Annotated in this window: 13 protein-coding genes; 10 read left to right on the top strand and 3 right to left on the bottom strand. The window is 62.5% G+C overall.

The annotated features are described in order from the left end of the window. The first annotated feature begins 113 nt into the window (after positions 1-113). Positions 114-1,376, top strand: coding sequence for a peptide antibiotic transporter SbmA (gene sbmA / locus X743_RS161705; protein WP_013896731.1), 1,263 nt, complete (start codon positions 114-116; stop codon positions 1,374-1,376). Positions 1,377-1,400: 24 nt separating this feature from the next. Here the strand turns inward: sbmA and X743_RS161710 are convergent, their stop codons facing one another. Continuing rightward, entirely contained in the window at positions 1,401-2,408 is a 1,008-nt protein-coding gene (locus X743_RS161710; RefSeq protein WP_023764554.1) for a polysaccharide deacetylase, read from the bottom strand. A 275-nt stretch (positions 2,409-2,683) separates the two neighbouring features. On the opposite strand from X743_RS161710, the gene X743_RS161715 reads away from it, so the two are divergent. Continuing rightward, the gene (locus X743_RS161715) at positions 2,684-3,349 is read left to right on the top strand and encodes a tetratricopeptide repeat protein (protein ID WP_013896729.1); all 666 of its coding nucleotides are present in this window, start codon (positions 2,684-2,686) and stop codon (positions 3,347-3,349) included. 63 nt (positions 3,350-3,412) lie between these two features. Further along, positions 3,413-4,843, top strand: coding sequence for a ribosome biogenesis GTPase Der (gene der, locus X743_RS161720; RefSeq protein WP_023764553.1), 1,431 nt, complete (start codon positions 3,413-3,415; stop codon positions 4,841-4,843). A gap of 16 nt (positions 4,844-4,859) precedes the next feature. Here der and X743_RS161725 read toward each other — a convergent pair whose 3' ends face one another. Then, positions 4,860-5,783, bottom strand: a complete 924-nt coding sequence (locus X743_RS161725) for a LysR substrate-binding domain-containing protein (protein WP_023764552.1) — start codon at positions 5,781-5,783, stop codon at positions 4,860-4,862. Positions 5,784-5,899: 116 nt separating this feature from the next. Between X743_RS161725 and X743_RS161730 the strand changes: the two genes are divergently transcribed. The 7 genes from X743_RS161730 (at position 5,900) to X743_RS161760 (ending at position 11,483) form a co-directional block, all read left to right on the top strand. Beyond that, the gene (locus X743_RS161730) at positions 5,900-7,198 is read left to right on the top strand and encodes an MFS transporter (protein ID WP_023764551.1); all 1,299 of its coding nucleotides are present in this window, start codon (positions 5,900-5,902) and stop codon (positions 7,196-7,198) included. Between the two features lie 145 nt (positions 7,199-7,343). Further along, positions 7,344-8,528 (top strand): cell wall hydrolase, encoded by a 1,185-nt coding sequence (locus X743_RS161735; protein WP_023764550.1) that lies wholly within the window; start codon positions 7,344-7,346, stop codon positions 8,526-8,528. A gap of 256 nt (positions 8,529-8,784) precedes the next feature. Beyond that, positions 8,785-9,192, top strand: coding sequence for an AtpZ/AtpI family protein (locus X743_RS161740; protein ID WP_023764549.1), 408 nt, complete (start codon positions 8,785-8,787; stop codon positions 9,190-9,192). A gap of 56 nt (positions 9,193-9,248) precedes the next feature. Next, on the top strand, positions 9,249-10,007 hold the full coding sequence (locus X743_RS161745) for a F0F1 ATP synthase subunit A (protein ID WP_023764548.1): 759 nt from the start codon (positions 9,249-9,251) through the stop codon (positions 10,005-10,007). Between the two features lie 87 nt (positions 10,008-10,094). Beyond that, complete coding sequence (locus tag X743_RS161750) at positions 10,095-10,319, top strand: F0F1 ATP synthase subunit C (protein WP_013896722.1); 225 nt, start codon at positions 10,095-10,097, stop codon at positions 10,317-10,319. A 62-nt stretch (positions 10,320-10,381) separates the two neighbouring features. Then, entirely contained in the window at positions 10,382-10,981 is a 600-nt protein-coding gene (locus tag X743_RS161755; protein ID WP_013896721.1) for a F0F1 ATP synthase subunit B, read from the top strand. 10 nt (positions 10,982-10,991) lie between these two features. After that, positions 10,992-11,483, top strand: a complete 492-nt coding sequence (locus X743_RS161760) for a F0F1 ATP synthase subunit B (protein WP_023764547.1) — start codon at positions 10,992-10,994, stop codon at positions 11,481-11,483. Positions 11,484-11,769: 286 nt separating this feature from the next. Here the strand turns inward: X743_RS161760 and X743_RS161765 are convergent, their stop codons facing one another. Beyond that, positions 11,770-12,465 (bottom strand): ribonuclease HII, encoded by a 696-nt coding sequence (locus tag X743_RS161765; RefSeq protein WP_023764546.1) that lies wholly within the window; start codon positions 12,463-12,465, stop codon positions 11,770-11,772. Positions 12,466-12,473 lie beyond the last annotated feature (8 nt).

The raw sequence follows: 12,473 nt of genomic DNA, 5'->3' as shown, positions 1-12,473 counted from the left end.
TTGTGGTCTTGCTCTGCGCCGGGCATCGGGCAGGCATTTTCTTTCCCCCTAATGTGTGACTTTATGCCCGCCAAACCCCGCTGATTTGCGCATAGATCGAGGAATTCGCCACAGTGTTCGTATCTTTCTTCCCGCAGCCGAAGCTGTTCTTCACTTCGGCCGCCGTCTGGAGCCTTGCGGCCGTTCTATTCTGGTTTTTTGGGGGCGAACAGTTAGGTGCCGTTTTTGGATTGCCGCCGTTGGGTGATGGCACCGATAAGATTGTTGGTGTTGCACTTTTTTGGTCAAAGCCATTTCTGTGGTTCTATGTGTATTTTTCTGCTGTTGTTTTTACTTTTTATATATTTTGGGCCTTGTATCGGCCGCATCCTTGGCAGAATTGGTCAATTCTCGGGTCGTCATTAATACTTTTTGTCATATACTATCAAGTTCAGGTAAGCGTGGCTTTCAACGATTGGTACGGTCCATTCTATGATCTTATTCAGAAGGCACTGGGCACTCCATTTTCGACAACGCCGTGGGATTTTTACGGACAGTTATTGACAATAATGTGGATTGCACTTCTGGCAGTTTTTATCGGGGTGCTTAACAGGTTTTTCGTTAGCCATTGGATATTTCGTTGGCGCACTGCGATGAACGATTATTACATGGATAATTGGGAGAAATTGAGACCGATCGAAGGTGCGTCGCAACGCGTGCAGGAAGATACCATGCGTTTCTCCACCACGATGGAAGATCTCGGCGTAAGCTTGGTCGGGTCGGTCATGACACTGATAGCGTTTCTGCCTGTGCTGCTGCATCTCTCTCGAGACGTAACAGAGTTGCCCATCGTCGGTGCCGTGCCATACTCACTAGTCGTTGTAGCAATTCTATGGTCGCTCTTCGGAACGACGTTCTTGGCGCTTGTTGGTATCAAGCTTCCCGGGTTGGAGTTTCGTAATCAGCGGGTCGAAGCCGCCTACCGCAAGGAACTAGTCTATGGTGAGGATGACACTAATCGCGCGCAGCCTCCTACCGTAGCGGAGCTATTTAGTAATGTCCGGAAAAATTATTTCCGCTTATATTTTCACTACGTCTATTTCAACGTAGCGAGGATATTTTACCTCCAGATCGATAACATTTTTCCATATATCGTTCTTGTTCCGACGATGGTTGCCGGAAAGATCAAGCTCGGTGCTCTGAATCAGATTCTAAATTCTTTTGAACAAGTTCGATCGTCGTTTCAGTATCTGGTAAATTCCTGGCCAACGATCGTTGAGCTACTTTCAATCTACAAGCGTCTACGCGCCTTTGAGGCGAGGATTCACGGTGAGCCGCTGCCGGCCATCGACAGACGCTTCATGGAGCGTCAAGGCTACGGAGGTGATCCAGCCTGATATTTCGGCGAACGGGTTGGCGGCTCAGCCGCCTACCGACGCCTGTCTCTCGCCGTCGCGCTGCCGCGAAACATAGTCGCGAAAGCTGATGCACTCGACATCCGCTTTGACGCAGACCTCACCGGCAAAGCGCTCCAGCGCGTTCCAGTAGGCGCCGTCATTCATCAGCGTGAAGTGGAAGCCGAGTTCGAGCGGAATGCGCTTGCCCTGGTATTGCGCATCGAAGGCGGCGCGAAAGGCTTCGTAGGTCCGGTTGGCGAACTCGTCCGCCTTGCTTGGCCGTTCGAAGCCGCCGGAATGCCTGACATAGAGGTTGTAATCCATGGCGATCACCGGCCGTGATTTCGGTCCCTCCGGAATCTGCGGCAGTGAAAAATGCATGATGCCGTTGCTGGCCGTCGGCAGGGCAGGGCCTTGCGAGACGCCGCTGGCGTCGAACTGGTAGCCGGCGGCGGGAAGTGCCTCGTAGAGCGCCTTGCTCGTCGACAGATACGGCGCGCGGAAACCGGCAACCGCATGCCGCGCGAAATTGCGCCAGCCCTTGGGTTCGGGTACGATGCCGTTGATCGCATAGGCGTTCTCGAGAATGTGCTCGAACGAGCCGAACTCCTTCAGCCAGTCGGCCTTGCTCCAATCCTTGCCGTCGAAATGGCCGCAGGCGTGGCTGGCGATGTCGTGGCCCTCATGCGCGGCGAGGCCGATCTGTTCGAGCCGCTCGGCCACTTCCTGTTTTGAAGCGGCAAAGCCGATGTTGGATTTGCCCGCTGTCTTGCCCGGCGCGGTGTATTCCTCGCGTGTCTCGGGCGACAGCAGGAAAACGCAGGAGACAAAATAGGTGAAATGCGCGCCGGTGCGCTGTGCCAGTGCCCGGCTGCGCTTCCACTGCGAGATGTCGCGGGCGCTGTCGAAGGAGACGATGACGACCTGCTTCGGCTTTGCCGGCGTCGGCGGCGCGGGCGGATCGGCCAAAGCCACGCCGGCAGGCGCGAGCAAGGCAAGCGAGAACGCAACAATGCGGGATGAGCGATACATGGGCAGGGATCCGGGCGGGTCAGCAAGCCGGCTATCGCCTAAATGTGGCGCGGATGCGATTGGGCTTTTCGCCGATTTGCCCCCAGGGCAAACGTCGCTTTGCCCGGGCAAACATCGGTTTGCCCTACGCAAACATCCGTTTGCCCCAGGCAAACATCGGTTTGCTCCGGGGGGAATAGGCGATTTTCCGGCCGAACCCCTTCCATGCCGACAAAATTTCGCTAAAACGCGGGCTCATGAACCGCCCCGGCCCGGGGCAGGAATGGTTTTGATTGATGTCCGACGACAGTTTTATCCGTGAAGTCAACGACGAGATGCGCCGCGACCAGGCGCAGAAGCTGTGGGACCGTTTCGGCCCGGCGTTGCTTGTCGCTGCGATCCTCGTGGTGCTCGGCACCGCCGCCTTCGTCGGCTATCGCTACTGGGACGAGACGCGCGCCAACCGCTCCGGCGACGCTTTCTCGCAGGCGCTCAAGCTTGCCAATGACGGCAAGAACGACGAGGCGCTGGCCGCGCTCGATCAATTGGAGAAGGACGGCTACGGCGCCTATCCGCTGCTCGCCCGCATGCGCGCCGCGACAGTCAAGGCAAGCAAGGGCGACGTCGATGCCGCCGTCAAGGACTTCGACGAGGTCGCCGCCGACACCGCCATTCCCCAGGGCATTCGCGACATGGCGCGGCTCAGGGCGGCGCTCCTGCTCGTCGACCACGGCTCCTTCGCCGACGTGTCCAGCCGCGTCGAGGCGCTGACCTCGGACACCAACACGTTGCGCCACACGGCGCGCGAGGCGCTCGGCCTTGCCGCCTGGAAGGAAGGCAAGACACAGGACGCTCTGAAGCTGTTCGATCAGATCGCCTCCGATGACGGCGCCCCGCGCAACACCCGCGAGCGGGCAACGCTGATGTCCGAGCTGATCCGTGGTTCGGGCAATGCGTCGTAAATGCATGTCGCCCAAAATTGTGCAGCGGTTTTGGGACAACGACATGCATCATTGTAGGACCGTATGACCTTCAAAGTCGCCATCATCGGCAGACCTAACGTCGGCAAATCGACCCTTTTCAATCGGCTGGTGGGAAGGAAGCTGGCGCTTGTCGACGACACGCCGGGCGTCACCCGTGACCGTCGCGTCCATGCCGCCAAGCTCTACGACCTGCATTTCGACGTCATCGATACCGCGGGCTTCGAGGACGCGGCTGCCTCGACCTTGCCGGGCCGCATGCGCGCGCAGACCGAGATCGCCATTCGCGAGGCGGACCTGATCTTCTTCACCATCGATGCCAAATCCGGCCTGCTGCCCGACGACAGGACTTTTGCCGAGATCGTGCGAAAATCCGGCAAGCCGGTCGTGCTGGTCGCCAACAAGGCCGAGGCCAAGGGCGCGCAGGGCGGCATGCTGGAGGCATGGGAGCTCGGGCTGGGCGAGCCGATTCCGGTTTCGGCCGAACACGGCCAGGGCATGCCCGATCTGCGCGATGCGGTGATCGCGGCACTCGGCGAGGCGCGCGCCTTCGGCGAGGACGAGGAAGACGACCAGGAGATCGCTACCGGCGAGGTGCTGATCGGCGAGGACATCGCCGATCCGGACGCCGAGCCTGCCTATGACGACACCAAGCCGATGCGCATCGCCGTCGTCGGCCGCCCGAACGCCGGCAAGTCGACGCTGATCAACGCGCTGATCGGCGAGGAGCGGCTTTTGACCGGACCGGAGGCCGGCATCACCCGTGATTCGATCTCGGTCGACTGGGATTGGCGCGGCCGCCGGATAAAGCTGTTCGACACGGCCGGCATGCGCCGCAAGGCGAGGATTCACGAGAAGCTGGAAGTGATGTCGGTGCAGGACGGCTTGCGCGCCATCCGTTTCGCCGAGATCGTCATCATCGTACTCGACGCCACCATTCCCTTCGAGAAGCAGGATCTGCAGATCGCCGACCTGATCATCCGCGAGGGCCGGGCGCCGGTGATCGCCTTCAACAAATGGGACTTGATCGATCATCCGCAGGAGCTCCTGGCGGAACTGCGCGAGAAAACCGAACGGCTGTTGCCGCAGGCGCGCGGCATCCAGGCCGTGCCGGTCTCGGCCGAGACCGGTCGCGGCCTCGACAAGCTGATGGATGCGGTACTGAAGACGCACAAGGTGTGGAACAGCCGTGTTTCGACCGGCAAGCTCAACCGTTGGCTTGAAGCCATACTGGCGCATCATCCGCCGCCTGCCGTTGCAGGGCGCCGGCTGAAGGTCAAATATGTCACCCAGGCCAAGACGCGGCCGCCGGGCTTCGTCGTCCAGTGCTCGCGGCCGGATGCGATGCCGCAATCCTATGTCCGTTATCTCTCCAACAGCCTGCGCGAAGCCTTCGACATGCCGGGCGTGCCGATCCGCATCGCGCTGCGCACCTCGGACAATCCGTTCGCCGGCCGGGCCAAGAAACGCGGCTGAGCCTCGGCTCGCCTGATCAGGCCACGGCACGCAAGCCCGCATCCTTTGTCCGCGTCGTTTCCGGCAGCGCCTGCCGCGCCGCCTCCAGCAGGATATCGCCGAGACGGGCCGCCACCGGCTCGGGCTCGGCATCCCTGCGATGCAGCAACAGCGCCATCCTGGGCAGCGCCGGCAGCCCGGCGATCTCCGGCGTCATCGCGCTGACGCTGGCCGGCAGGCCGATATCGGTGCGGATCGTCAGCCCCAGCCCCGCGGCGACCGCCGCCCAGATGCCGCCAAGGCTCGGGCTGGAGAAGGCCATGCGCCAGGGCAGGCCGGCACGGTCGAGCGTTTCGGTCGCCACCGTGCGCAACAGGCAGGGCGCTTCGAGCGCTACCAGCGGCAGCGGCTCGCCGTCGCGCAGGCTGGTCTCGATGCGCTTTGCCGGACCGATCCAGCGCATTTGAACATCGGCGACGTGCTGGCTGTAAGGCAGCGTCTCCCCACTGTGCCAGGCCAGCGCGATGTCGAGACTGCCGGACTGGATCCTTTCGGCAAGCTCGTGGCTGCGCGCGATCCTGGCTTCGATCTTCACCTTGGGGTGGGCGCGGGCGAAGCGGCCGAGCACCTCGGGCAGCACCGCCTCGCCGAAATCCTCCTGCAGGCCGAGCCGCACCCAGCCTTCCAGCTCGACGTCGTGGATGGCCGCAGCCGCTTCGTCATTCAATTCGAGCAGTCGGCGCGCATAGCCGAGCATGGTCTCGCCGGCCTCCGTCAAGGCGAGGCCGCGCCCCGACTTGCGGAAGATCGGCGTCGCCGCCTGCTCTTCCAGTTTTTTCAACTGGGCGCTGACTGCCGAGGTCGAGCGGCCAAGCCGGTCGGCCGCTTTGGCGAAGCTGCCCAGTTCCATGCCGGTGACGAAACTGCGGAGAACATCGAGGTCGAATGTTACGCGTCGCATGCCATTGTCCCGAATTTGCGAATCGTATGTCAAAAACTTCCTGATTTTAAGGACTGACTTATGGCGATAGATAGAACCCGTCAAGGCCGGCATCGCTGGGCCACGGGAATAGAACCATGTCCGCCATCGTCGACTGCGCCGATCAACAGCCAGCACAAATCCTGAAAGACAGGGCCGCCGGTCCCGCGGGGAGAGTATTCGGTCCTGGTCATCGCTGGAAGGTTCTCGGCATCGGCGTCGCCGCGAATGCCAGTTTCTCGGCGACCTTCTCCGGCATACCGGCAACGGCCGTCGTGCTCCGCCAGGGCTACCATTTGAGCAATGCGCAACTGGGCGTGGCGCTCGGCCTTCTCGGGCTGGGCGTTGCGCTCAGCGAGCTGCCATGGGGCCTGCTCACCGATCGCTGGGGCGACCGCCGCGTGCTTCTGATCGGGCTCGGCGCGACGGCTGCATGGCTGTTTGCCATGGCGATGCTCGTCGTGCCGACCAGAACCGGCGTCCCCGATGTCACGCTCCTGTCGGCGAGCCTGCTCTTCGCGGGATTGCTCGGCGGCAGCGTCAACGGTTCGAGCGGCCGCGCCATCATGGCCTGGTTCCGGGAAAGCGAACGCGGCTTTGCCATGAGCATAAGGCAGACGGCGGTGCCGCTTGGCGGCGGCCTCGGCGCACTGGTGCTGCCCTCGCTTGCCCTGGCGTTCGGCTTTGCCGCGGTGTTCGGGCTGCTGGCGGCGGCATCCGCTCTCTCCGCCCTGTTCGCCTGGCGCTGGCTGCACGAGCCGCCGGCGCAGGACCACGGAAATGTCGCTTCGACGGCTGTGGCCGGACTGGCACCATTGCGCAACATCGAAGTCTGGCGCATCGCCACCGCCATTGGGCTGCTGTGCTTCCCGCAAGTGGCGGTGCTCACCTTCGCCTCGGTGTTCCTGCACGACTTCGCAGGGCTACGAACGGCAGCGATCAGCGCCAGCCTTGCCGCGGTGCAGACCGGTGCCATGGTCATGCGCGTCTGGAGCGGCCGCTTCACCGACCGCCATGGCAACCGCCGCCGGTTTCTGCGCTCATGCAGTGCGCTCAGCGCGCTCGCCTTCGTGATCCTCTGGGTGCTGGTCCTGGTCAGCCCCGCCGTGCCAGATGGCCAGTCCTTCCGGATCGCTGTCCTTCCCCTGGTGCTGATTGTCGCGGGCATCTCGGTTTCGGCCTGGCATGGCGTCGCCTACACCGAGCTTGCCACGCTGGCCGGCGCCGGCCATGTCGGAACAGCACTCAGCCTAGCCAACACCTTTGTCTTCGTCGGCTTCTTCCTGGTGCCGGTGGCCATTCCCGGGCTGCTGCATCTCTGGTCATGGTCCGGCGTCTGGCTGTCGGCCGCCATCTGCGCGCTGATCGCCTGGCCGATCTTCCTGCGGCAAACTTGAGGAACGCCCGCCGCAAAACCGCCCGACTTCGGCGCCACGACCTGGGCCGACTGGGACAACCCGATCGATCCCGTTAACGTCCCATCAAGGTTAATGCATCATTTTGCTCTCCAGTGGGGTCAGTAGCGTTCCTGGAGAGAGTTCCGTGCATCGACGTCTGTTGAAGCGGCTGGCAGCCGTCGCCGGTGAGAAAAAACGCAGCCTCGTGTCTCCGTGCATCATCGGTCTCGGCATCTGGATCGGCTTCCCGACCGTCGCCGCCTACCAGGACATGACAAGCCTTGTGTCCGGCCTCGAAGCGCCGACCGCGCGCTGGAATTCCTACGTCGAAAAATCCGTCGCCGGCTCGGTTCACGCTGCCGAGATGCCGTTCATCGATTCCGACGTCACCGGTTCGATCTCCGGATCCGGTATCCATCTGGCCGGCGTCGGCAACGTGTCGTTTCGCGGCAAGGGCGGCAAGGTCGGCGCCACGCCCGACGAAGCTCGCGTCGTGCGTGGCGACAAGAAGGGCCGTATCGTCCAGGTCTCTCCCGTTGCCCCGCCGAAGAACTTCAACGCCGGGTCGATCTTCCAGCGGACCTCGTCCTTGATGCGGCCCAGCATGGACAGCGACCTGAAGATGGCTTTCGCCAAGCCGCAGATCAAAGGCAAGGAGATCCAGATCGCGGCCGCCTTCCATGCGCGTGAGGACAAGAAGCCCGATCCCGGCGTGCCGACCATGCTTGCCGCCCTGGTCAACAACGATCATCCGGATGTGCTGGCGACGGCCTATGCGCAATCCGAGCCGGACTATGCCAAGGCCTCGCCCTTCGAAGCCCTGCTGCAGGACGAGCAGCCCAACAGCGGCCGCTTCATCCCACCGATGGTCAAGGGTGACCACTCATGGATCCAGAACCCGCTGCCTGAGAGCGTCTTTTCCAAGCCGGAGCAGAAATGCCTGGCCAACGGCATCTACTTCGAGGCGAGGAGCGAATCCGTGCGCGGTCAGGCTGCCGTCGCCCAGGTCATCCTCAACCGCGTCCGCAACCCGGCCTATCCGAATTCGATCTGCGGGGTCGTCTACCAGAACGACAGCTGGTTCAACCGTTGCCAGTTCTCATTCGCGTGTGACGGCAGGAAGAAGCGCATAGACAGTCCTGCCGCCTACAAGACCGCCCAGGATATCGCCATGGCCGTCACCGCCGGCAAGATATTCATCCCGGAGGTCGGATCGTCGACCCACTACTACGCCCAGTACGTCCATCCCGGCTGGGCCCGCACGATGCAGAAGATGACCAAGATCGGCCTGCATATCTTCTACCGCACCTATAGTGGCGGCTGGAGCTGAGTGGCGTCGGTCGCCGGTCTTTTTCGGGCGGCCATGCGATCGATCAGGGGGCCATTGCCGGGGGGATTCGCGCAATGCATCCCCATCCTTGCGGCGGGCACGATGTCGCACCTCGCTAATTGCTTGATTTCATTGTCTAAAATACATGGCAATGAACTTCCGCCCGTGGCTTGACGGGCGCAAACCCTCTAACTATGTTGCCGGCGACTTTACAAGCGGACGGACGGTGACGGTCTGACCGGGCAGGGGGGTTACGATGGCCAATAAAAATAGGCCAGACGGAACCGGAGAAACCGGCCGCGGCAAGCAGCATGAACCTGACATCCGTGACGACGATCTTGAGCGACGTCGGCGTGAACTTGAAGCATCGCTTGCGACAAGGCTGCCGAACCGGCTCGAGGGGAAAGACGACGCGAAAGCGGGCAGTGCGGCCGGATACGGCCAGGCGGTCAAACTCTCCAGTGAATTCATCGCTGGCGTGGTGGTGGGCGCCGGCATCGGCTGGATCATCGACCGTATGGCGGGGACATCGCCGTGGGGTCTGATCGTTTTCCTGCTGCTTGGGTTTGGCGCCGGCGTGCTCAATGTCATGCGATCCGCGGGCGTTGTGGCGGAATTCGGACAGGGCAATAAATCGCGCCCTGGCCGAGACGACAGCAAATAGCCGCGCTCGCGCGGCAATGGTAATTTGGCCGTACGCGGCATTGACGGGGTTAGAACGTGGCAGCTGACAAGGTCGATCCGATCCACCAGTTCCATATCATCAAGCTGGTTCCGATTAACATCGGCGGCTACGACCTGTCTTTCACGAATTCGGCACTGTTCATGGTCGCGACCGTGGTCGTTGCCGCGGCCTTCCTGCTGCTGACGACGTCGAGCCGCAGCCTGGTTCCAGGCCGGCTGCAGTCGATCTCCGAAATGGCCTATGAGTTCGTCGGCAACATGTTGCGCGACGCCGCCGGCACGCAAGGCATGAAGTTCTTCCCCTTCGTGTTCTCGCTGTTCATGTTCGTTCTGGTCGCCAACCTGCTCGGCCTGTTCCCCTATTTCTTCACCGTCACCAGCCACATCATCGTCACCTTCGGCCTCGCCGCATTGGTAATCGGAACCGTGGTGGTCTACGGCTTCATGAAGCATGGCTTCGGTTTCCTGAAACTGTTCGTGCCGCATGGCGTGCCGGTGTTCCTGCTGCCGCTGGTGGTGTTGATCGAAGTCATTTCCTTCGTATCGCGCCCGGTCAGCCTCTCGGTTCGTCTGTTCGCCAACATGTTGGCGGGCCACATCACGCTCAAGGTGTTCTCCGGCTTCGTTGTCAGCCTCTCCGCGCTCGGCGCGGTCGGTGTCGCGGGCTCGGTCCTGCCGCTGGCCATGGCGGTGGCGCTGACGGCGCTTGAATTACTGGTCGCCTTCCTGCAGGCCTACGTCTTCGCGGTGTTGACCTGCATGTATCTCAACGACGCCCTGCATCCCGGGCACTAAGGCCCCAAGAGTTTCCGGCCCAAGGTTTCCAACATTGGCGCCGGATGGAAATCGCAACGGAATTTCAGATCCAAAGGAGTTGAACAAATGGACGCAGAAGCAGCAAAGTACATCGGCGCCGGCATCGCTTGCCTGGGCATGGGTGGCGCGGGCATTGGCCTGGGCAACATCTTCGGCAGCTACCTCTCGGGCGCACTGCGCAACCCGTCGGCTGCCGATGGCCAGTTCGGCCGCCTGATCTTCGGCTTCGCCGTGACCGAAGCTCTGGGCATCTTCTCGCTTCTCATCGCGCTTCTGGCCCTGTTCGGCTGAGCACTGGGAAGATTGGACAGGCCGGCCGCGCAAGCGGCGGGCCTGATATCTGGGGATAGTCCATGTTCGTGACATCTGCCTTTGCGCAAGAGTCCGCGCCATCAGCCGATACCAGCCACGCTGCGACGGAAGGCGACACGCATTCCGGCACCAGCGTGCCTGCTGAGGCGCACGGCACATTTCCGCCGTTCGATCCTGCGACTTTCCCGTCGCAGCTTCTGTGGCTGGCGATCACTTTTGGGCTGTTCTACCTCTTCCTGAAGCGGGTCGTGGTGCCGCGCGTCGGCGGCATCATCGATGTCCGCAACGACCGGATCAGCCAGGATCTCGACCAGGCAGCCAAGCTGAAAGGCGAGGCCGACGCCGCGGTTGCCGCTTACGAGCAGGAACTGGCGGAAGCCAAGAAGAACGCCAACTCGATCGGCCAGCAGGCCGCCGATGCGGCCAAGGCGGAAGCCGACACCGCGCGCAAGAAGATCGAGGCCGCGCTCGACGAGAAGCTCGGCGAGGCCGAGGCGCGCATTTCTTCCATCAAGGCCAACGCCATGAAGGAAGTCGGCAGCATCGCCGAGGACACCGCTTCGGCGATCGTCGAAGCATTGGTCGGCGGCAAGGCCAGCAAGGCCGAGATCGCGGCCGCGGTCAAATCCGTGGCCCGGTGAGGAGCGCATCATGGACGCTACATCTCTCGCGACGCTCTGGGCAACGATAGCCCTTGTCATCTTCCTGGCCATCGCCGTCTACATCAAGGTGCCCCGCCTGATCGCCAAGGCGCTCGATGCCCGCGCCATGCGCATCAGCAGCGAACTCGACGAGGCACGCAAGCTGCGTGAGGAGGCCCAGCAACTGCTCAGCCAGTATCAGCGCAAGCGCAAGGAAGCCGAGCAGGAGGCAGCCGACATTGTCGCGGCCGCCAAGCGCGAGGCCGATCTGCTCGCCGCCGAAGCGCACAAGAAGACCGAAGACTATGTTACCAGGCGCACCGCGCTGGCCGAGCAGAAGATCGGCCAGGCCGAGCGTGACGCCATCAGTGAAGTCCGCGCCAGCGCCGTCGACATTGCCGTCGAGGCCGCCCGCGCGCTGCTCGCCGCCAAGGTCGACGTCAAGGCCGGAGCCGATCTGTTCAAAGCTTCGCTGGCGGACGTGAAGGCAAAGCTCAACTAGACTTTAGCGAACGCAGTCCAATCAAAGCCGCTTGGGAAACCTGGCGGCTTTTTTGTTGTGCGTCGATGCCAACGCTGCCGATCTCCCCCCTCGTGGGGGAGATGCCCGGCAGGGCAGAGGGGGGCGTGAAGGAACGCCAGCAGTTCGATTTTCATCGGTTGCGTCGGGTGCGAATTATCCGTGGAACCTGGGCGCAACTGGCTGATAGGCTGGCGGGACAGCGCCCCCCTCTGTCCTGCCGGACATCTCCCCCTCAAGGGGGGAGATCAGCTACCGTCGCCGGCGCTCAATCCAACCCGTCGAAGCTCTCTTCTTCAACCACCTCGGCGCCGCCAAGCCTGAACGGCGAAAACGACACGCGATGCAGGCGCGCGACCGGGCCGTGCGCCTCGATCGCCGTGCGGTGCCGGGCCGTGGCGTAACCCATGTGCACCTCGAATCCATAGCGGCCGTTATGGCTGCCGCAACCGCACATCATGCGGTCGCGCATGACCTTGGCGACGATGGAGGCAGCGGCGATCGATTGCGAGCGTTGGTCACCCTTGATCAATGCGCGGCCCTCGCACGGCAACCCCGGCGGCACGTCGCGTCCGTCGGCAAGCGCGAGCTTAGGCCGAACCGACAGCCCGACCAGCGCGCGTCGCATCGCCTCAAGGCTCGCCTTGAGGATATTGCTGCCGTCGATGCCCTCGGCACTGATCGAGGCCATCGAGATCGCCTGCGCGGAGCCCAGAATGCGCAGGAACAATGCCTCGCGCTGCAAATGGCTGAGCCGTTTGGAATCATCGAGGCCTTCGGGAATGTTGGCTGGGTCGAGCACCACCGCCGCAGCGACCACCGGCCCGGCCAGCGGGCCACGGCCAGCCTCGTCCATCCCCGCCACTGGCCACAGACCGTCGGCCATAGCCTTCGTCTCGAAGGAGAAATCGGGTTTCTCGACAATTTCGAAGAGAAGCGGAGAATCAGAACGCGCGCGAGCCATGTTGCGGC

The sequence above is a fragment of the Mesorhizobium sp. LNHC232B00 genome (genome assembly GCF_000502435.1).
In the GTDB taxonomy this organism is placed as follows: domain Bacteria; phylum Pseudomonadota; class Alphaproteobacteria; order Rhizobiales; family Rhizobiaceae; genus Mesorhizobium; species Mesorhizobium opportunistum.
The sequence above is the reverse complement of the archived record's forward strand: the minus strand, read 5'-3'. Positions and strand labels throughout refer to the sequence as shown.

Bases quoted from the DNA above. Each gene is read 5' to 3' on its own strand.
- X743_RS161730 (WP_023764551.1), top strand. From the start codon at position 5,900: ATGTCCGCCATCGTCGACTGCGCCGATCAACAGCCAGCACAAATCCTG.
- X743_RS161725 (WP_023764552.1), bottom strand. From the start codon at position 5,783: ATGCGACGCGTAACATTCGACCTCGATGTTCTCCGCAGTTTCGTCACC.
- X743_RS161755 (WP_013896721.1), top strand. From the start codon at position 10,382: ATGTTCGTGACATCTGCCTTTGCGCAAGAGTCCGCGCCATCAGCCGAT.
- X743_RS161750 (WP_013896722.1), top strand. From the start codon at position 10,095: ATGGACGCAGAAGCAGCAAAGTACATCGGCGCCGGCATCGCTTGCCTG.
- X743_RS161715 (WP_013896729.1), top strand. From the start codon at position 2,684: ATGTCCGACGACAGTTTTATCCGTGAAGTCAACGACGAGATGCGCCGC.
- X743_RS161760 (WP_023764547.1), top strand. From the start codon at position 10,992: ATGGACGCTACATCTCTCGCGACGCTCTGGGCAACGATAGCCCTTGTC.
- der (WP_023764553.1), top strand. From the start codon at position 3,413: ATGACCTTCAAAGTCGCCATCATCGGCAGACCTAACGTCGGCAAATCG.
- X743_RS161765 (WP_023764546.1), bottom strand. From the start codon at position 12,465: ATGGCTCGCGCGCGTTCTGATTCTCCGCTTCTCTTCGAAATTGTCGAG.
- X743_RS161740 (WP_023764549.1), top strand. From the start codon at position 8,785: ATGGCCAATAAAAATAGGCCAGACGGAACCGGAGAAACCGGCCGCGGC.
- X743_RS161710 (WP_023764554.1), bottom strand. From the start codon at position 2,408: ATGTATCGCTCATCCCGCATTGTTGCGTTCTCGCTTGCCTTGCTCGCG.